Genomic DNA, 19,464 nt, shown 5'->3' on the forward strand with positions numbered 1-19,464 from the left:
TTCTAAACCGGGTCCATGTCTATGGTTATTATTATACCTGAATGAGAAACTTTTTTTAAGCATCTTTTTATCAAGGCAGACATCGCCAATGGCCTGCTTCCTTTTGTAACTATATTCCAGTAGAAATTGCCCCTTATCTTAAATGGCTGCGCCTGCTTTAACGATAACACCTCTAAGCTTCTGCCATCAGTTTCTTTGGTAATAACCTCAAAAAACCGGTTAGCGCAATCAGAGACTTTATTTTCATCGGGGGAACGTAATTTTATTACAGCTAAATGCTTATAAGGCGGAAACCCCAGCTGTTTTCTGAAATCCATCTCAGGTAAGATAAACTCTTCGGGATTATTATTTTTTAAAGACTTAAAAACATAATGTCCCGGCATAGAAGTTTGGATGATCATTTTAGCCGTGCACAAATTTAGCAGCCCCCGCAATAATAATAATGTTTTTTCTGCAGAGCGGAAATCTATCCTGCTTAACATGCTATCAATATTTAACACACATACCAAGTCAAATTTTTTGCTGTCTAAGCTTAAAATATTTTTATTTGCGATAACAATGTCTGCATAGCTTGAGCCTGCTTCTTGTGCATGCTCAAGCTTTACGATCCTGGCTCTGGGAAAAAGCCTGTATATCTGGCTTTCTACTTTTTCAATGCCTATGCCTTCATATCTTATGTAATCCGAGTTGCATTGAGGGCAAAGCCTAGGAGCGGCGATACTATAATTACAATAGCTGCAGCTTAAGATGTTTTTCTCGTAGTAATATACCAGGTTTACGCTGCACCTCGGGCACTCAAGCTCATAGCCGCACTTTAAACAACTTCCATAAGATGCAAAACCTTTCTTATCAAAATATACCAGCACGCTGCCTTTGTTGCTTAGAGTCGAATCAATTACTCCTTGTAAGTACCTGGAAATCTGCTCTGTTTTCTTCGTGTTACCCTTAAAATAAGTCCTATCGTCTAAGATGAAGATATCCCTGACAGCCTGCTCAACGGCAACTTCATTAAAATCAATATTCTTATCTCTACTTAACAAAACTGTTTCGAGTGGCCTTGCTACTGAGCCCAAAATCAAACTTGTGCCATTTAATTTTGCCCTCATAATTGCCACCTGGCGTCCGCTATAATGAGGCACCTGATCCTGCTTATACACATAGTCAGTTTCTTCATCAATTATAATCAATCCTTGATTTTGAAGTGGCGCAAATACCGCGGAACGCGTTCCTACGATAATATTTACTTCTCTATTCCTGATCTTCAGCCATTCCCGAAGCTCTGATGGGCTTTTTCTAAACAATGTTGAAATCACGGCATTAGGTATTTCCGCAGCCCTCTCTTTGAACCTGGCGACCTTTAAAATATCCGGCAGCAAAATCAATGCCTGCTTACCTAAATCAATACATTTTCTTAACTCATTTAAATAAAAATCCCAGCGCCCCTGTCGATCTGCGTTAATCAATGAAGTGATACTGGCCCTTGAGGTTTTAGGCAGATTTTCCTGAGCCTTTCCCAACTCAAGCCCTTTCTTGCAGCTTCTTGACTGCCAAGGCAAAGCTGTATCAATAACCTCACCCCACGAACAACAGTAATACTGCGATACCAATTTTGTAAGCCGTAATAATTCCTTGCTTAATATAGGGGCATCATCAAGCAAACTTATTATAGGTTTAACGTTCTTTATTGAACTTTGTTTTGATACCCCGACAATATAACCGACGCATTTCCTGGCTCCGAATGTAACTAACGCCCTCATGCCTGGGACAACACGGGGCACGAATGCAGCCGGAACCGAATAATCAAATGGACCGTCAACCGGAATAGGTATTACTATTTTAACGTATAACATTAGAAAGGCTGATTGCAGGATTCGGTTTTATTAAGTCTTTCATGTTATCCCTGGCTTCTTTAATCCGCGCAGGGTTATCTCTTAACAATATCACTAGTTTTTTTAGTTCCTCTGTGTTTTTGGCAGCAAAACCTGCATTTTGAGAAACTATCACTCTTGCGTTGACTGTCTCCTGGCCGGGGATAGGGCTGATAAACACCGGCACAAGCCTCATGGCGATCAATTCTGAAATAGTCAGCCCACCCGGCTTTGTAATCATCAGGTCAGAAACAGCCATAAGTTCATAAATATTATTTATAAAAGCAAATATTTTAACCTTAGGGTAATTTTTGGCAATCAAACGCTTGTATAACTTTTTATTATTAGCACAAACAACCAGTATTTGCATTTCTCCTTTCAGGGCAAAAACTATATCTTCAATCGGCCCCATTCCGAAAGAACCGGTTGATATCAATACTGTAAAAACATCGTTATCTAACCCTATCTTGGCCCTGAGGGAAGATTTATCATAATTATCGTAAAATTCGCCTTTTGCCGGTATACCAAATACATCAATCTTATTTTCAGCTATTCCCATCCCTGCCAATTCCCGGGATGTGACCTCAGACGCAACTATATAGTTATCGATACAATCATTTAGCCAGAAAGGGTGCACGCCGAAATCAGTTATAACCGTAATTACCTTTGCCGCTATTTTACGCTTCTTTTTAAGATGCTCAACTGCGCCTGGAGGAAGAAAATGTGTTGTAATAATATAATCTGGTTGCTCTGAAATCATAAATCTTTCAAAACGTATAAAAAATATCCTGTTTATAAACGACTGTATCCTGTTTGTCAGCCTGGCAATACGCTTATTACTGGTCAAGTAAAATAATAGCCCCCACAATAAAGGCATATGCGTAACTAAAATAGAGTAGCCGCCTGAATAAACAAATTTATAGAATGAATTTGAATATTCAAGTATATCAACAATGGTTATTTGATGAGAGGTAAATTCTTTTTTGAAATGATTGAATACTGCAGTAGCAGCGCTAGCGTGGCCTGCCCCTGCTGAAGCATAAACAATTATTATTTTCATTGACCCTAATTCCTTAAGATGAACCTTGAGGCTTCGTAGAGGTTTTTGAATACAAAATCGGGCTTGACCTGCCAATTCTCGCTGTTAATAAGATTTTCCTGCCCGGTAAGCACTAGTATGGATGTGCACCCTGAGGATCGAGCAGCCAGAATATCTTTCATGCTATCACCTATGAAATAACTCTTGCTTAGATTAATGTTGAATTCTTTCGCTGCTTTTTTTAGGCTGCCAATTTTGGGCTTCCGGCAAGAACAGTCTTCCTCAGGCAAATGGAAACAATAATAAACACGGTCGATATCGCCACCGTAAGACCTTATCTCCTCAATCATCTTAGAGGTTATTAAATCTAAATCGGCTTTATCCAGTAAACCTTTGCCAACGCAAGCCTGGTTTGAGATTATAAAAATCTTAAACCCTGATTTCTTAAGATCGGCGATTGCCTTTTTCACATTGGGAAGAAATTTAAATCCTTTTATGCTCGTTACGTATTTCCCGTACCCGGGGAACTTATTAATAACGCCGTCCCGGTCAAGAAAAATAGCTCTCATTATCTTTTACCCAATCTATAAGCTTGTTTATGCCGCTTTTGACTGAAACTTTTGTATCCCATTTAAGTTCTTTCTTCACTTTTGCGGTATCAGTTATATAAACCTTCTGGTCTGATGGCCTCCAATCGGAAAATTCTGTCTTTGGCCTTTTGCCGGTAGCACTTTCAAGCTGGTCTAAGAATTCCAGGAGCGATATTGTATTATCGGGACCGCCGCCTATGTTAAACAGCCCTCTTTCTAAATCACTGTTTATGAATTTATTGAACGCATCAACAAGATCATCTACATACAGCATATCCCGGACCTGTTTACCGTTACCATAAATAGTAATTGGCTTATTGAATAAAGCAGCGATTATAAACCAGGCAACCCATCCCTGGTCCTCAAAACCGAACTGCCTTGTGCCATATGTACAAGACATGCGGAAAACCGCTGTTTTCATCTTATAAATATGGCTATATTCCTGTACATAAAGGTCACCCACAAGCTTAGATACTCCGTAAGGTGTATGCCCCGTAAGGTCCGTAGACATGCTTTCATTGACTCCTACGACACCGTCATAAATGTATCTTTTCTCCTTTTCAATTAAGGCGATCTTATCAACGTTTTCGCCAAATGTTTTATTGGTTGAGCAATAGACAATAACCGTATCTTTGGATTTAGCCCTTGCTGCTTCAAGGACATTAAGGGTCCCAAAAGCATTGATGCTAAAATCTTCTTTAGGCATACGCACGCTAGAAGGAACTCCGGGCTGGCCTGCAGTATGTATTACCACATCAACTCCTTTACCTATTGCCTTTGCCACATCCTTCTCATCCCTGACATCCCCTTTTATAAGTTCAATATTCTTGAATTGCTGTAAATATTTCCAGTTAAATTCAACCGAATTCTTATCATAACCGAATATTTTAGAACGCATGAGATTATCAAGGACAATAACTTTATTTTTTGAATTTTGCTTTGAAAAAAACTCCGCACAGTGACTACCCACAAGCCCTGCCCCTCCGGTGACCAATACTCTCATTTCCTTAATCTCCTTTCAGTGATTATTTCACGATATTTCAAATAACTTAAGAATTGATATAATGCCGCATTGAAAGCGATCATAAAGCCGATAAAACCGTCTTTATAACCCCTTCTAGTAAAATAAGTGCGCATAAACCTGTCATAGCTCCTCCAGAGAAACCTGCCCAGGCGCATAGGCTTGTTTTGCGTAAGCCATTTTCGCGCTTCCCAGCTTGTTTGTTTATTCAGCTTAGTTATAAAATCTTCAAGGTTTCTATATGAATAATGAATAAGATCTGAATGAAGATGGCCGCAAGCGCCGTCCATAAAAGCCCGGGGATGCACTGCTGCTTCTTCATATCTGAATTTACTCTTCCTGAATAATTTAAGCTGCCCGCTAGGGTACCACCCCCCATACCTGACCCAGTAATTTCCTATATAATTCCTCCTAGGAACAGTAAAACCGTTCTCTTTAGGGTTATCGGACAATTTTTGGGCTATTTCATTTTTTAGCTCGGATGTGACTATTTCATCTGCATCAAGGCTTAAGACCCATTCATTAGCAGCTTTTGAATAAGCCCAATTCCTATGCGCGCCCTCAACTTCCATTTTCCTAATAAAGATTTTGTCCGTGTACTTGGCAGCGATTTCTCTGGTATGATCAGTACTCTGGTCATCAACAATGATTATCTCATCAGCCCAAAACACCGAATCAAGGCACCTGGACAATCGCTCTTGTTCATTTCTTGTTATCACAACCACAGAAAGCCTGACCTTATCAGTCATTAAACAATATCCTTGATTATTCCTGTTACGAATTTAATCTGCTCCTCAGTTATATACGGGAACATCGGCAGCGATAATATTTCGTCGCATACTTTCTCAGCAACGGCAAAATCACCTTTCTTATATTTCAAGTGAGCATAAGCCTTTTGTAAATGCAGCGGTATAGGATAATGAATGATGCTGGAGACGCCTGCATCAGAAAGCGCCCTGTGTATCTGATCTCTCTTTGCCGATCTGATAGCATAAACATGATAGATATGTTTTACAGAAGGCAGAGATACTGGGCAAACCACATTTTTGGCACTATTTAATTGGCTGTCATATATTTTAGCAGCTTCCTGCCGAAGGTTGTTCCATTTATCAATTCTTTTTAATTTTATCCTAAGCAGCGCTGCCTGGATAGTATCAAGCCTGGAATTGTATCCAATCATGGCATGCTCATATTTGGATATCCTGCCATAATCTCTTAACATGCATAACTTATCAAATACAGCCTTATTTTTCGTAACCACCATGCCTCCGTCACCCATTGCGCCGAGATTCTTAGAAGGATAAAAACTGAAACAACCGACATCGCCAATCTCTCCGGCAAACATGCGCCTGCCTTCCGGCATGGTTATACTGGCACCGTGTGCCTGAGCAGCATCCTCAATGACTTTTAAATTATGTTTATTGGCCAGTTGCATTATTTTAGGCATATTTGCCGGCTGCCCGTAAAGATGCACTACCATTATCGCCTTTGTTTTACGGGTTATCGCTTTTTCAATCTTGTTTACATCTATATTATATGTTGCCTCATCGATATCGACAAAAACAGGCTTTGCCCCCGTATAACTTACAGCTAAAGCCGAAGCAATAAATGTAAAAGCCGGAACAATAACTTCATCGAGCTGGCCGATATCCAAGCCTTTGAGAGCAAGAAATAAAGCAGCGGTACCTGAGCTCACGCCTAAAGCGTATGGGCAATTGCAAAAAGCAGCGAATTCCTTTTCGAACTCAACTAAATCCTGGCCCAGGATAAAATCACCCCTGTTGATAACCTTCTCTATCGCCAGAGATAATTCCCTTTTAATCTCTTCATGCTGTTTACTTAAATCGCAGAATGGTACATTCACATCAGCCTCCTTACGGCATCAAAAACCTGGTCCACCTGGATTGAATCAATGCACTCCTTGCTATGAACGCAATGAGCAAGCTTAAAATCCTTATAACATGGCCGGCAATCCAACTGGCGCTTCAATACTATATGTTCATCGTTTTTTGGATATGGTCCATAAACAACTTCACTTACCGGGCCAAAGATAGATACTGTCCTGATGTCTAAAGCAACCGCAATATGCAAAGGCCCGCCATCATTAGTAACTAAAACCCTGCACCTCTTCAACAATGCCGGAAGATCGGTTAAGCTTACTATGCCCGTAATATCCAAAGCTTTATTACGCATACATGAAAGCACCCCGGAAGTAATATCCTTCTCTTCCCGGCTTGCAACAATTATAACCTTAATATTAAATTGGTCAATAATTCTATCTGCCAGCTCTGCAAATTTCTCTGCAGGCCAGTGTTTTATATACGCATCCTTGCCCCAGCTCTGTCCGGCACCCGGGACTATGCCGATGACTGCTTCATCCGGCCCTATACCGTGGTTTAAAAGCAGAGAATCGATATTTTGCCGGCTTTCTTTGTTTATCTCCAGGCTCATCCTTTTATCCATAATTTCAATTCCGGATTCTCTGGCTAAATCTATATAATATTCCACCATATGCTTTTCATTGTAACCTTCAATATCCAAAGAGCGTGTAAAAAAACCCCTTTTCCTCTTAAAGTTATACCCTATTCTCTGCTTTATGTTCATCAATTTGGCGATTAGGCTGTATCTGTAGTCCAGAGAATAATCAATACAGGTATCGAATTTATATTTTTTTAACGCGCCGATCAAGCTGAATAATTTCTTTATGCCAGCCAAAGGGGATTCTTTAAAAATCCTCTTAAGATCGCCTCTATTTAAATCAATTACTGCATCCAAATAAGGATTGGTTTTCAACAGTGCGCCTACTCTCTGGTTGCACCAGTAGCCGATAAAACTCTCAGGATATTTCTCCTTTATCCCTTTTAAAACCGGCGTGGTAAATAAAACATCTCCGATACCGAAAGGATTTATTATAAGGAATCTCCTGGTATTACCTTTTGAAGTCGTCATCAAATCTCTCTATATCATCTTCCTCAAGGTAGCTGCCTGTCTGCACCTCGACGACCCTAAGGACTGAATTACCGGGATTCTCAAGCCTGTGTTTCTGGCCGATAGGCACATAAATACTGTTGTTTGCTTTTACCACTTTTGCCTTTCCGGAGGTCGTAACCTTGGCGCATCCGGAAACCACCACCCAATGTTCAGCCCTTTTTGTATGCCTCTGCAGGCTTAATCGTTTCTTAGGATAAATCTGAATAAGCTTTATTTTAAAACCAATTCCCTTCTGCAGTACGGTGAATTCTCCCCAGGGCCTTTTTTCCGTTATATGGGATATACATTCTTTACGCCTGCCCACTTTTAACAAATCAACTATCTTTTTTACGTCCTGAGCATTATTGTTGTTGCATACTAATATCGCATCCGGCGTATCTGCTATTATCAGGTCGCGCACCCCTACCGCAGATATAAACCTTGCCGAGCGGCTAAAAACACTCACCCCCCTGCAATTAAGGCCGAGAAAATCAGCTTTGGAGACATTCCCGCAGGCATCCTTGGGGAGTATTTTGGTTAAGGCATCCCAGCTGCCAAGATCAGTCCAATAGAAATCAGCCGGCACGAGCACGATCTTCTTTGAAAATGCCATTATACCGTAATCAACAGAGATCGGCTTAATACTGAACCATTTCTTCCCCACCTGCTCTATCTTCTTTACATCTTTAAATATTTGATACATGTCAGGAAGGAATTTTCTTAGTTCCTCCATAAAAACAGATGCCTTCCAAATAAAAATCCCGCTATTCCAGAAGAAACGTTTGTCTATCGCATATTTTTTAGCTAAGGCAAATGCCGGCTTTTCAATAAATTTGCTCACCTTAATACATTTGACCCCTAAGCCACTTAATGGCTTTGCTGTTTTTATATATCCGTAGCCGGTAGATGCGTCTTGGGGCTTGATCCCGATTGTCACCATGAAATCTTTCCTGGCGCATTTTATTGCACTTTTTATACAGCTGGAAAATTCCTTTTTGCCGCGGATATAATGATCAGAAGGCAGGACCAACATTACCGCTTCCTTATCCTTTGCCAATATCAGGCTGGCGGCAAGTGCGATAGCCGCAGCTGTATTTCTTGCATCCGGCTCAAGCACAATATTAGAATCAGGGACTTTCAGCGTCTTTATCTGGCTTTTTAATTCATACAAATAAAGCTTATTGCTTATTATAAATATATTCTCGGGTTCAATTATCCCGCTTAGCCGTATTATGGTATTCTGAAGCAAAGAATTGTTGCTTAAGACATGCATGAATTGTTTTGGTTCAAGCTCCCTGCTAAAAGGCCAGAACCGTGTTCCTGTGCCACCAGCTAAAATCACCGCATAATTCATAGCGCTAACACCTTTCTTACAGTATTAAAAACTTCTTCTACACTTATATCGGTTAAACTTCCGCCTTCAATTACTATTTTATTCTCTGTCCAGGGGCCCCATCTTCTTGGTGCCTTTGAAGGGATATCATTCCTGAATAATGCTATTACTTTTGTCCCGAGGCTTGCCGCTAAATGCATGGGCCCGCTATCCCCGGATATTAATAAGTCAGCGCCTTTAATTATTTTTGCCAACTCAGGCAAGCTGGTTTTTCCGGTCATATCTGTTATAAGGCTATGCGGCGACCTGAATAGCCCGCCATACTTATTCAGCTCATCCCTACCGCCGACAATTACAACCTTTTTCTTAATCTCATTTACTATCCTTAAAACAAGCTCCTTAAACCTCTCCAGAGGCCATTGCTTAATATTATCGCTGGTCCAGGGATGAATTACAATAGTATTGTTGCCGGGAACCGGGCCAATATCAATATGCGAATCAAAACTTCTGCTTGTGGCACCGATCAAGGAAACCAGCTCAAGATTATATTCGACTTCATGCCTATCTCCGGTATATTTACGGTCAGGGATTTTACGGTTAAGCAAAAAAGGCCACTTCCGGTCAAACCCTACCCTAACAGGTATCCCGGCAAGAAAGTTTATTAAATTGAGTTCCTGCGAAGGATTAAATACTATACTTATGTCAAATTTCTTAACTGCAAGTTTTCTGGAGAAATTTAATATTTCGAAAAAACTATGTTTATGGTTATTCCAGGTGATCACCTCCCCGGCTTCATTAATAAATCCGGCTAACTCTTTAACATAAGGGTTACAAACCAAAGTTATACCGGCATCGGGAAAAGCTTCCTTTATCGCCCTAATACAGGGAATAATCAGCAAAAATTCGCCAAATCGGTCATTACGGAACAATAATATATTTTTCTTAGCCATTTTCTTCTGAACAAAAACGTTTAAAAGATAAAAGTAAACCTATCATAAACCAGAAGATCATCGATACCCTAGAATAATAAAGACTGGTTTCTGTAAGCCCGTTTATCAAAAAAGCAGCTATTCCGGCAACCAAAGAAATTACGTAAGTCTTGAGATATCCGCTAGTAAGCTTAGAATATATTTTTTTTGCCTCAGAAAAAACGCTAATCAAGAGCCATATGAAAATACTCAATCCTATAATACCCGTCTCACCGGCCATCTGAAGGTAATGATTATGAGCATACATATGATCTGCCGTCCCTGCATAGTCCGGCTCAGGAAGTTTGTATTTTAGATAATTTTCCGGGAAAGTAGAAAATCCTACTCCGATAAAAGGATGATGCTTGATCATATTCATAGTATTGCGGTAAACGCTTATCCTGTCATCATTCAACATAAACCTTACAGGATTATAATTGACATCCTTAGCCCAGTTTTTTACATTTTTTGGCAGTAAAAACGGTGATATCAAGATAAATATGATAAGAAGTGTGGTTAAAAGCTTATTCCTCTTCAATATAGCTATCAAAAGAACGCTTAAATATAACGCAAGAGCTGTCCCGCGGGAAAGAGTAAGGAACACCCCGGTAATAGCAAGTAAGCTAAAAAATAGCATACAGGTTTTTTTAGCTCCCTTAAAAGCAAACAACGCCATGCCGGTAATAACGGGTGCTATAGCGCTGACATAAACACCGAAAACATTGGCATTAGGGAAAGCTGCTGTGGCGCGCTTTAGCCCGATATTTATTATCGGTGCATGGCCGCGTATAAAATCTTTTCCTGAATATAACTGCCAGAGCCCGTCAATAGAAGACATAACAGCACCGCAGATAATCCCCCCCAGAATCCTGCCCAGATGTTTTTTATCGCGCACCTCTTCAGCGCAAATGAGAAAGAGCATGGCATATTCAACAAATTTCCATATCCCCCTTATGCTGGACTTAAGATCAATGCTATTTTTAAAAGAGATTATTGAAATAATGACCAGTAATATAAACGGGATATTTATTGCGGTTCGGACAAAAAGTCTCTGGCGTTTAAGGATTTTCTTTAAGAGAAAACTGCAGAATAAAAAGCCCATAAATGAGTAGGTAAACGCCGGAGAAATAGAAATTGAAAACGGGATTAATATTATTGACCAATAAATAATAAAATCACAGATGCTTATAACTTTTGACACTTAGCCTCCGAATCTGTATTTTATCATATAGAAAATAGCCCAAAAAGCATCATTGAGCCTTATTTTCTTGCCTTCTTTGTATGAACGCGGGATATATGAAACAGGGACCTCGATTATCCTGAGCTTACGTTTAATTGCATTGCATACAATCTCAACGTCAATATCAAATCCATTTGCCTTTAAATCAAGGTTCAAAAAAGTCTTGCGCGAAGCCAGCTTATAACAGGTCGCATAATCATTGAGCCTGCTTGAATAAAGCAAATTCAAGAACCCGGTAAGGGCTTTATTGCCAAGCCTGTGGAAGAATAACCCTTGATACCCCCCCAGGAACCTCACACCAAGAACCAGGCTTTCATCAGCGCAATCTTTGATGGCGCTGATTAATTTACGGTAATCTTCGGGATTATATTCCAGGTCTGCATCTTGTATCAATACATAATCTCCTGTTGCATTGCTAAGCCCGCTCTTAAAAGCAGCGCCCTTGCCCCTGTTGCTGGAATGATAAATAACTTTCAGGTTCAAAAGCTTTAATTCGGAAATAATACCCATTGTACCGTCTGTAGAGCCATCATCCACTACGATGATCTCTTTGTCGATATCAATACGCTGTATCTTCTCTATAACCTGCCTTATTGTCTTTGACTCGTTGAAAACAGGCACTATCACTGATAATAACGGCATTTTACTTCATCCTCTCTTTTAATGCCCAAAGATATATCCGGATATAATTAGGCAACAGCCTGAAAACCTTAAAACTGGATTTACCCTTTTCTCTTTCTTTCCATTTTGTGGGGACTTCTGTCACCTTGAAACCATTAAAATAAGCCCTTAAAGCCAGCTCCATCGATACCTCAAAGCCTTTAGAATAGATAGTTATGCCTTTAATAGCTTCCTTACGGTACATTTTAAAGGCATTTGCTATATCATGGGTAGGTACACCGATAAGTAAATGCACAGTAAAACCTCCTAACCGTGACAGCATAGCCTTGAATTTCGGCCCTCCCTGCCTCAAACCCCCTTTAATATATCTTGAGCCGCAAACAACATCATAACCCTGTATTATTTTATCATACATTTTATTGACAGTTTGAAGTTCGTCACACAAATCCGCCATTACCGGCAACAAAACATCTCCCTTGGCGTTTCCGATACCGCACATTATCGCATTAGCAAAGCCCCTCTCTTTTTCATTATTAACCAGCACTAAGTTAGGATAAGAAGTAGCTAATCTATTTACCAATGCATGCGTATTATCGGTCGAATGGTCATTCACGACTACCAGCTCATGCTCTGGTAGCATGGCCTGTTCAAGCTTACTAATAACATCAGCGATATTTGCTTCTTCGTTATATGCAGGGATGATAATAGAGAGTTTCATTTAATCAATTTGAATATTTTAATCGTATTATTAGAAAAAACCTCTTTAAATTCACCGGGATGTTCAATTGCCCAGTAATATTCTATAGGAAATTCAATCTTTTCAGTCTGATGAAGAGAATAGATAAAAATGAAATCGGTATTACGCCTTTTAAGATTGACCAGCCAAATATTATAATCGGCATTCCCGCGGTAATTATTTGGCTCATTTAAATTCTCATGTAATGAGGTAAAATTATAACCCCATTCGTATGAACTGTCACTAAAATAATGGGGCATAGCCGGGTCGGTTTTATTGACCGAAACATAATAAACATTATTTTTAAAACCTGTGCCATAAAGCGGGTATACCACCGGCCTGCCGGCGTAGGCGATATTGTTTGATTGGGTATTATTATTGAGCCATTCCCAGGCATAGGTTGCTTCAGGCCAAAATCCTGAATATTCAACCATTTTTACATATCTTTTATATTCGTTACGTATATAGAATTTCTGGGCAAGGGTAAGCCCTAAAAAACAGCATAATGCTATTAAGGTTAATGCCCGAACATCCGGTCTGAATCTTAAAATCGAAGCCTGTCTCTTAATTAAAAAATAAAACAGGGCAAATGTAAGTAATCCGGAATTGGCCAATTCCCAATATGAGGATAACTCCAGGGACGGAAAAACGATACATAAAAAAATAATAATGGTAACTGCTTTTTTATTTATTCTGAGCTTCTGTATTAAAAAGAATGCGAGCACCATTCCTATAGATAAAGCTGCAAATAAATACCTTAAATTAGCAAGGGGTATCACATACCTGTAGGTTAAATACATTAAAAAAGGCAGGATCGAAAAATAAAGCAAAAAATAGTCTTTTTTGGATTTATTCTTTACAAATATATAAACCGGGGCTATAAGCGAAGCCGGAAGGGTAAAAAATAACGTCTGCACGCCCAAGCCTTCATGGAAAAGGGCTTTTATCAGGCTATAATCTTCCGGTTTGAAATGAGCCCGGTAAATGACCGGCTCCATGACACCACGTAACAATCTAAAACCGAATAATTCTACATTAAGCGGATAAAGCGGGTTACCGGTATTTATATAATTCCTCAGATAAGAGTATCCTCCCAAAAACAGCACGGAAATAATAAAAAGAAAAATGGAGCTCATCGGGCTAAAGCCCGAGGTTTCTTGGAGCGAAACACTGAGCGGCCCAACTCCATCCGTACCTTTAAAGGTGCGGTTTTGTGGCCGCGAACGTATAAAACCCGCTTTCTTTATCTCTTTAAAAGAAATAAACACATATGGCATAAACAACAACAAACTGTAAGGCAGCCCTACAGTCTTAGTCCCCAGAAGAAGCCCGATACTTAAACCAAAAAGTATATTATTTTTTAGCGAAAATTCTTCATACAATAATAAAAGAAAATATAAAGCTGACAGGAAATAAAAACACACCATCAGGTCAACATAAGCGATCTCCAGCTGTTTAAAATAATTTGGCATCAGCGAGAATAAAGATGCCGCAAATAATGAATAGGGCGAAGATACCCCTATCTTTCTTGCCAATGCATAAGTTGCCGTAAAGCTAAGCGCAAAAAAGGGAAGCTGCCCCAGGTCAGCGACAAATACGCTCCTAAAAGGCATGATAAGCCATAAGTAGAACAGGCTGCCATTTATTGGATAATACGAAGGGCTGGGATCGTCAAAAACCGTGATCGGGATGTTTAAATTCCTGTTTTTAAGCCATTCCACAGCAAAGGTAAAATGATAATTTAAAGAATCCCAGCCAAAAGGCGGATTGAAAAGATTGATAGAAGATTTAATTACAACAAATCCCGTAATTGTAGAAATAGCTAAAAGTAATAATTTGCTTTTAAGTAGATCCCCAAGATTAGTTCTTACGTCCTTAATGGAAGGGTTAATTACCGGCCTATTAAAAACAAACATAGTTAAAAACATTATAATCAAATTTAAATATATGAGATTTTCAAGGGTCAATGCCCCGGCAATACCTAAGGCCTGTTCTGACAGAATAATCTGCGAAACGTAAATAATAAATGCGCAGATCAGTGATTCGGCCAGGCCTACAGGCTTAAATCCCCTAAAGGTGATTAGAAAAGCATTAAAAATTACGATAGCATTCATAAATATGCAAGCAAGCAGCATTCTCATAAAATCCTCGCTAAAATTATTATTTAACTTCGGTTAACCTGGCAGTTACCAGCATCCCACCGGCAAAAACCCTTATTAACAACGGTATATTTTCATCCTTTTTTAAAAATTTAATAGTCAGGCTGGTTTGGTGATAAGGATTCTTATCTACTCTCTTTATTTTTCCGTCAATCGTAAAAATATTATTTTGTTCATTCATTATTTTTGAGCCGCTATATATCAAACCCGCGACAAATACATAATTCTTTTGATTAGAATTAATATACATTTTGATTTCTTTAGTTGCGGCTAAATCTGTTTTTATGAGTTTATGCATCAAAGAAAGAGGATCATATGTACTTGGCAGGATTTTACGCTCAACGCCTTCTATTTTCATAACAAGTTTCTTTTGGTCGTAACTGACCTCTTTTACTGATTTTTTGCCTTTAGCAATCAGTTCCTCTCTGAAGAATAATGGGACAGAGCTTGCTTTATCGATATAAGAATCCAGCGTGGCATCAGCCTGATAAATCTTTGATAAATAATCAAAGGTACGGGCAAAGGCATGCAGGCGGAATACCTGTTTGCCCATAAAATCTGCTTCAACGGGCTTATTAAGCATAATCTCGCCTACCGGAAACAACCCAAGGATATAAATCCTATATTTAAGGACAGTATAATCTACGACACTGTTTAACCTTGCCCTCTTAATTATAAAACTCACATTATTATTGCGTAAAGACATCCCGGCAATCACCAGGACTAATATAACCGCTAAAAAAAATACTTTTTTCTTCATCCCCATTGCCTCCTGCAAACATTAAAATTAAAATAGTGTGTATATAAAAGGAGCGACTGCGGAACTTTGAGTCAAAAATATGACCGCGCTAAGCAGAAACAGGAAGAAAATAAGCGGCATAAGCCACCATTTTTTCCTGGTCTTTGCAAAATCCCACATTTCTCTTATAAATGATATTTTACTCATAGCACCTTAGAACTGTTTTCGGTAATCACCGAAAACACTCCCCTCCTTAGCTTCTCTCCAATATGTTTTCCGGCCCGTTACAATATTTTTTTCCAATACATCTATCGCACATATCTTCATGATTAATGCAACAGGGCTAACAACAAGATAAAATATGGCAAACAATATTAAATGCGTATTTATCCAGCCAAGCACAAAAGCCAGTCTCATCCAGGCATAATGTAGCGGGCTCAAAAATACAGGCATAATTAATGCAGCGGCCCCGAATAATGTGCCTAAAATTATATACGTATAATACAGCCTCCCTTTAAATATGAAAGCAGCAACAGCTATGGCGAAAAAAGCAATACACATCGTCAACCCGAATTTCTTATATTTATCGCTATTTTTATTACACATTTTCAGTCAGCCTCAAATCTTTGCCTGATATTAAATCTATTTACATAATCTTTTTTTTGTTTTGCCTTATCAAGAATATAATTGCCTATGGCCAGGTAATCCATCTCCGTATTCATAAAACAGCGGTAGGCATCAGCCGGCGAACAAACTAGGGGCTCGCCTCTTACATTAAATGAAGTATTAATCAACACCGGGCAGCCGGTTTTCCTGAAAAATTTATCAATCAAGTCATAATAAATATCATTATCCTGCCTCGCGACCGTCTGTATCCTGGCAGAATAATCAACATGTGTCACCGCAGGTATAACAGAGCGCAAATTCTTAAGCAACCCGATACCTTCTAACTCCTTGCCTGTATTATCCACAATCCGTTTATTATTATTTACCTTGGCTATAAAAAGCATATACGGGCTTTTACACTTAATCTCAAACCACTCGCCTGCTTTCTCCTCAATTACGCTTGGTGCAAATGGCCGGAATGACTCACGGTATTTTATTTTTTTGTTGAGCTTGGACTGCATATCCGCAGAACGCGGGTCTGCAATAATGCTTCGAGCGCCTAAAGCCCTGGGCCCAAATTCAAGACGGCCCTGGAACCACCCGACAACCTTCCCATTCATGACCAGATCTGAGACCATATCGGATATCTGGCCAGGTTCATATCTTTGATAATCGGCTCCCGCCTCATCCAAAGATCTCTTTATATCCTCCTGGTTATAGCCAGGGCCTAACAGAGAGGCCTTTTGCGCATCAATACCTGCGGTGGCTTGCCGGTTATTTTTCAAATATTTATACCATATAAAAAGCGCGGCACCCAAAGCTGCTCCGGCATCACCGCTTGCCGGTTGCACCCAAACCGCTTTAAACGGCCCGTCATTAAGTATCCTGGCATTTCCCACACAATTTAAAGCAACCCCGCCGGCAAGGCAAAGTTTATCCAGTCCGGTAACTTTATGGACATGCCCCGCCATTTTAAGCATAACCTCTTCAGTAACCGATTGTATAGAAGCAGCTATATCCATATCTCTCTGCGTTATTTCCGATTCGGGTTTCCGAGGGTTTTTCCCAAATAACCGGTCAAATCTGCGGTTAGTCATTTTCAAACCGTAGCAATACCCAAAATATTTTAAATTTAACCTAAAAGAGCCGTCATCTTTTAAATCTATAAGATTATCCAGTATTAATCTCTTATAAAGCGGTTTTCCGTATGGAGCTAACCCCATGACCTTGTATTCTCCGGAATTAACCTTAAAGCCTAAGTAATACGTAAAAGCAGAATATAAAAGCCCGAGAGAATGCGGAAAACGGATTGTGCTGATAATATCAAGGTTATTTCCCTTGGCTCTTCCAAAACTTACGGTATCCCATTCCCCCACCCCATCCATAGTTAAAAAAGCCGCCTCATCGTAAGGAGAAGGATAAAACGCACTTGCCGCATGGGATTCATGATGGTTTACGAAAAGTATCTGACCGTTAAACTCAAGCTGCTTTTTTATTATTTCGGGTATCCAAAGCTTTTGCTTGAGCCACAAAGGCATTGCCTGCATGAATTGCCTTATCCCTAATGGGGCATAAGAAAGCGCGGTTTCAAGTATCCTCTCAAATTTTATGAACGGCTTTTCATAAAAAACAATATAATCGATTTCATTAATGGATATACCGGCAAATTCCAGGCACCATTTAATTGAATTCAAGGGAAACGATGAGTCGTGTTTTTTACGCGTAAAACGCTCTTCCTGCACGGCGGCAATTATCTGACCGTCAATTACAAGGGCTGCTGCGCTATCATGATAAAAACAGGAAATCCCTAATATCCTCATCTCTCTACCTTGGGGTCATTGCCAATAGCAATAACTTCATAAACATCTATCTCTCCGACATCCTTAATACACTCTATACCATCTTGAGGGCATCCTTCAGCTGCAAAATGTTTGATAAACTTTAAGCCGGGATTCCCGGGTATTTTGTTAAAATCGTCGATGACTTCAGTTAATTCGGAATCCAAATATTTATTTCTATGGACAATTACATATCTTACTTTCAACCAACTAAGAATCCCTGCCGTCTCAAAATCTGACAGCCTGGATATCTTTTCAATTATTTTATGCGCATAAGTACCAGGAAGGGTTGCATTGATGATTTTTTTCTCATGCTTAGTCTGATATAATTTATACATTTCTGCCGGGCCGATAATATCCATCGGGTATTCTGCAATAATTGAACCTTCCGGTAAAGCTTTTATCCAGGTATAAACTTCCGGCACAGCAGAAACATCCATAATCTTATAAGGCGGCCAGCTCCAGAAATCAAAAAGGATTAAGATAATTGATATCAGAAAGATTAGCCACTTTGCGATTCTTGACTTAAACTTTTTAAATAAAAGCTTTGAGCCAAAGCCTGCCAAAACAGCAACAGCCAGCATTAAAACGCTGCCAAAACGGCAATACGCCCTGAACATCGGAAGGATTTTATACATAAAAAAGGATGGCATATATAATTTTAAGTGTCCAATATTCCACCAGGGCGGCTGTGAAAATAACCATACGAAAAGAGCCAAAAAAACAAAAAATTTAATATAACCTTTGTTCTCAGGTGAAGTATTGCGTTTATTAAAAGCATAGATTGCCAAAAGAAGAGCAAACCATCCCAAATAAAGCGTATGCTCAGTAAAACTTATACCGTAAAAGGAAGACCCTATGAATTGCGAAGTAAGCTTGCCAAAAACCGGATGCACTGAAGAAGGCAGTAAATAGCTTAAAGGCCTGGCTGATTGAGAAAAAAGATCCTCAAAAGGCCTATGAAACATATTTTGTGCTGAAGGAGCACTTTTTTCAGGAAAAAACATACGCTTGATTAAAGGCATAAACTGCGGTATTAGGATCAAAAGCGCAGTTGCTGTCAGCCAATACACCCTTAAAATATAACCTAATGCTTCCCTCCTTTTTGTTACAAAAGAATAAATAGACCAGCAGAGTAATATAACCATGCAGTAATAAATAACATCAAAATTAACCGTACTAAGGATAATTGTCAAAATAAACATGGCTTTTATCTTCAAAGAGGGTTTATCCTTAAGCTTCAGGATAAACAGGATAAATAGGGGAATAGGCCAAAGATAAGTCTCTCCAATATGCTGCCATGAACGCACAAATATGTAGGGAGAAAAACCAAAAATCATACCGGATATAAAAGCCGGTTTTACTTCCTTAAGAAGGTAAAGAGCCAGATAATACGTTGCGGTTGCCGTAGCTAATATATTAAATAAGACCTGGATATTATAAGTCAGCACCGGGGTTGTAAGCAGCGATAAAACATAATTTATGATAAAGAAAATATACCCCACCATTCCGGTGTAAGGATGTATCCCCCATGGATAAGCGATAAAATCTGTATACATTATTGAAGTATTATGGGTAAAAGAGTATTTTACAAACCAGCTGCTCCAGAGTATGCCGAAAGACTCATCCGTTGAGAAAAAAGCAGGGATATGAGTAAAGACCTTGAGTGTTAAAGGAAATGTTGTGACAAATACAAGAACACCAAAAAAAATAATAGCAAAAATTTTATTCTTCAT

The 19,464-nt window shown here is 39.3% G+C and carries 17 protein-coding genes; all 17 read right to left on the reverse strand.

Annotated features, from left to right (window positions below; genetic code table 11):
- Window positions 1-2 precede the first annotated feature (2 nt).
- Entirely contained in the window at window positions 3-1,850 is a 1,848-nt protein-coding gene (gene priA / locus C4533_03885) for a primosomal protein N' (GenBank protein ID RJP28942.1), read from the reverse strand.
- Complete coding sequence (locus C4533_03890) at window positions 1,837-2,928, reverse strand: hypothetical protein (GenBank protein RJP28943.1); 1,092 nt, start codon at window positions 2,926-2,928, stop codon at window positions 1,837-1,839. The genes priA and C4533_03890 overlap by 14 nt, the downstream gene beginning before the upstream one ends.
- 5 nt (window positions 2,929-2,933) lie before the next feature.
- Window positions 2,934-3,476, reverse strand: coding sequence for an HAD family hydrolase (locus C4533_03895; protein RJP28944.1), 543 nt, complete (start codon window positions 3,474-3,476; stop codon window positions 2,934-2,936).
- Window positions 3,457-4,500, reverse strand: a complete 1,044-nt coding sequence (locus C4533_03900; GenBank protein ID RJP28945.1) for an NAD-dependent epimerase/dehydratase family protein — start codon at window positions 4,498-4,500, stop codon at window positions 3,457-3,459. Before C4533_03900 ends, C4533_03895 begins: the two co-directional genes overlap by 20 nt.
- Window positions 4,497-5,267 (reverse strand): glycosyltransferase family 2 protein, encoded by a 771-nt coding sequence (locus C4533_03905; GenBank protein RJP28946.1) that lies wholly within the window; start codon window positions 5,265-5,267, stop codon window positions 4,497-4,499. Before C4533_03905 ends, C4533_03900 begins: the two co-directional genes overlap by 4 nt.
- Window positions 5,267-6,382 carry a DegT/DnrJ/EryC1/StrS family aminotransferase gene (locus C4533_03910; GenBank protein ID RJP28947.1) on the reverse strand — a complete coding sequence of 372 codons (1,116 nt, stop codon included), beginning with the start codon at window positions 6,380-6,382 and terminating at the stop codon, window positions 5,267-5,269. The genes C4533_03905 and C4533_03910 overlap by 1 nt, the downstream gene beginning before the upstream one ends.
- Entirely contained in the window at window positions 6,379-7,467 is a 1,089-nt protein-coding gene (locus tag C4533_03915) for a glycosyltransferase family 9 protein (protein RJP28948.1), read from the reverse strand. Before C4533_03915 ends, C4533_03910 begins: the two co-directional genes overlap by 4 nt.
- On the reverse strand, window positions 7,448-8,842 hold the full coding sequence (locus tag C4533_03920) for a mannose-1-phosphate guanylyltransferase/mannose-6-phosphate isomerase (GenBank protein ID RJP28949.1): 1,395 nt from the start codon (window positions 8,840-8,842) through the stop codon (window positions 7,448-7,450). The genes C4533_03915 and C4533_03920 overlap by 20 nt, the downstream gene beginning before the upstream one ends.
- Complete coding sequence (locus C4533_03925) at window positions 8,839-9,771, reverse strand: glycosyltransferase family 9 protein (GenBank protein RJP28950.1); 933 nt, start codon at window positions 9,769-9,771, stop codon at window positions 8,839-8,841. Before C4533_03925 ends, C4533_03920 begins: the two co-directional genes overlap by 4 nt.
- Window positions 9,764-10,990: a hypothetical protein gene (locus C4533_03930; GenBank protein RJP28951.1), complete on the reverse strand. Its 1,227-nt coding sequence runs from the start codon at window positions 10,988-10,990 to the stop codon at window positions 9,764-9,766. The genes C4533_03925 and C4533_03930 overlap by 8 nt, the downstream gene beginning before the upstream one ends.
- Window positions 10,991-11,671: a glycosyltransferase family 2 protein gene (locus C4533_03935; protein RJP28952.1), complete on the reverse strand. Its 681-nt coding sequence runs from the start codon at window positions 11,669-11,671 to the stop codon at window positions 10,991-10,993.
- A gap of 1 nt (window position 11,672) precedes the next feature.
- Complete coding sequence (locus C4533_03940) at window positions 11,673-12,368, reverse strand: glycosyltransferase family 2 protein (GenBank protein ID RJP28953.1); 696 nt, start codon at window positions 12,366-12,368, stop codon at window positions 11,673-11,675.
- The gene (locus tag C4533_03945) at window positions 12,365-14,527 is read right to left on the reverse strand and encodes a hypothetical protein (GenBank protein ID RJP28954.1); all 2,163 of its coding nucleotides are present in this window, start codon (window positions 14,525-14,527) and stop codon (window positions 12,365-12,367) included. Before C4533_03945 ends, C4533_03940 begins: the two co-directional genes overlap by 4 nt.
- A gap of 19 nt (window positions 14,528-14,546) precedes the next feature.
- Complete coding sequence (locus C4533_03950) at window positions 14,547-15,311, reverse strand: DUF3108 domain-containing protein (GenBank protein RJP28955.1); 765 nt, start codon at window positions 15,309-15,311, stop codon at window positions 14,547-14,549.
- Between the two features lie 186 nt (window positions 15,312-15,497).
- Window positions 15,498-15,890, reverse strand: a complete 393-nt coding sequence (locus C4533_03955; protein ID RJP28956.1) for a hypothetical protein — start codon at window positions 15,888-15,890, stop codon at window positions 15,498-15,500.
- A gap of 2 nt (window positions 15,891-15,892) precedes the next feature.
- Window positions 15,893-17,710, reverse strand: a complete 1,818-nt coding sequence (locus C4533_03960) for a hypothetical protein (GenBank protein RJP28957.1) — start codon at window positions 17,708-17,710, stop codon at window positions 15,893-15,895.
- The gene (locus C4533_03965) at window positions 17,707-19,464 is read right to left on the reverse strand and encodes a hypothetical protein (GenBank protein ID RJP28958.1); all 1,758 of its coding nucleotides are present in this window, start codon (window positions 19,462-19,464) and stop codon (window positions 17,707-17,709) included. Before C4533_03965 ends, C4533_03960 begins: the two co-directional genes overlap by 4 nt.

Source organism: Candidatus Omnitrophota bacterium (genome assembly GCA_003598025.1).
GTDB lineage: Bacteria > Omnitrophota > Gorgyraeia > Gygaellales > Profunditerraquicolaceae > Profunditerraquicola.

Bases quoted from the DNA above. Each gene is read 5' to 3' on its own strand.
- priA (RJP28942.1), bottom strand. From the start codon at position 1,850: ATGTTATACGTTAAAATAGTAATACCTATTCCGGTTGACGGTCCATTT.
- C4533_03890 (RJP28943.1), bottom strand. From the start codon at position 2,928: ATGAAAATAATAATTGTTTATGCTTCAGCAGGGGCAGGCCACGCTAGC.
- C4533_03895 (RJP28944.1), bottom strand. From the start codon at position 3,476: ATGAGAGCTATTTTTCTTGACCGGGACGGCGTTATTAATAAGTTCCCC.
- C4533_03900 (RJP28945.1), bottom strand. From the start codon at position 4,500: ATGAGAGTATTGGTCACCGGAGGGGCAGGGCTTGTGGGTAGTCACTGT.
- C4533_03905 (RJP28946.1), bottom strand. From the start codon at position 5,267: ATGACTGATAAGGTCAGGCTTTCTGTGGTTGTGATAACAAGAAATGAA.
- C4533_03915 (RJP28948.1), bottom strand. From the start codon at position 7,467: ATGACGACTTCAAAAGGTAATACCAGGAGATTCCTTATAATAAATCCT.
- C4533_03920 (RJP28949.1), bottom strand. From the start codon at position 8,842: ATGAATTATGCGGTGATTTTAGCTGGTGGCACAGGAACACGGTTCTGG.
- C4533_03925 (RJP28950.1), bottom strand. From the start codon at position 9,771: ATGGCTAAGAAAAATATATTATTGTTCCGTAATGACCGATTTGGCGAA.
- C4533_03935 (RJP28952.1), bottom strand. From the start codon at position 11,671: ATGCCGTTATTATCAGTGATAGTGCCTGTTTTCAACGAGTCAAAGACA.
- C4533_03940 (RJP28953.1), bottom strand. From the start codon at position 12,368: ATGAAACTCTCTATTATCATCCCTGCATATAACGAAGAAGCAAATATC.
- C4533_03945 (RJP28954.1), bottom strand. From the start codon at position 14,527: ATGAGAATGCTGCTTGCTTGCATATTTATGAATGCTATCGTAATTTTT.
- C4533_03950 (RJP28955.1), bottom strand. From the start codon at position 15,311: ATGGGGATGAAGAAAAAAGTATTTTTTTTAGCGGTTATATTAGTCCTG.
- C4533_03955 (RJP28956.1), bottom strand. From the start codon at position 15,890: ATGTGTAATAAAAATAGCGATAAATATAAGAAATTCGGGTTGACGATG.
- C4533_03960 (RJP28957.1), bottom strand. From the start codon at position 17,710: ATGAGGATATTAGGGATTTCCTGTTTTTATCATGATAGCGCAGCAGCC.
- C4533_03965 (RJP28958.1), bottom strand. From the start codon at position 19,464: ATGAAGAATAAAATTTTTGCTATTATTTTTTTTGGTGTTCTTGTATTT.